Source organism: Planomonospora algeriensis (genome assembly GCF_977012225.1).
In genome coordinates this window covers 1-539 of sequence record NZ_CDRNDK010001069.1, presented here as the reverse complement: position 1 = coordinate 539, position 539 = coordinate 1, and the positions used below count along the sequence as shown (strand labels likewise).

At 59.6% G+C, this 539-nt stretch carries 1 protein-coding gene; it reads left to right on the top strand.

Features of this window, described 5'->3' with window-relative positions; genetic code table 11:
* The first annotated feature begins 201 nt into the window (after window positions 1-201).
* Window positions 202-348 carry a hypothetical protein gene (locus tag ACWJ6R_RS37835; RefSeq protein WP_449066783.1) on the top strand — a complete coding sequence of 49 codons (147 nt, stop codon included), beginning with the start codon at window positions 202-204 and terminating at the stop codon, window positions 346-348.
* The last annotated feature ends 191 nt before the right edge of the window (window positions 349-539 follow it).

Below are 539 nucleotides of genomic sequence, written 5' to 3'. Positions count from 1 at the left end.
CCCTCACCTCCAAGGGAACCCAGATGAGGACAATCCCTCACAAAACTCCCTCTGAAGACAAAGATCACAGACTTTGGTGGACGGGACATTCTCTGCGGTGAGGGCAGGGCCAAGCGGACCTTCGCCGCCACCGCCGAGGATCCTGCGACAGAGCTTGGCCCGCGCGCACTCAACAACTTTCTCCTGGGGACCCTCTCCCAGGTGGCCGACTACAAGATCACCGAAGACCGCGACGGCGCTCCCATCCGGCTCACCAATGAGGAGTACCGTACTGTGCTGATCCTGGAGTCGCCGGGCCATGGACAGTACAGAGTTCGAGGTGAGACCCAGTGTCTTCCGATTTCATGAGTCAGAGGTCATAGCCCAAGGCCCGATCCTTGCCCGGCTTGTTGCCGCTCTCGAACCAGCCCGCCATACGGTTGGACAACGACCCCACGGAAAGCTTGTCATCACCGCCCATGCCGTTGGCGGTGGCCCACTTCTCAGAGGGAGTTTTGTTAGCTTTTGTTCCTGTTCATCGTGAATAGGCCGGGTTCCGG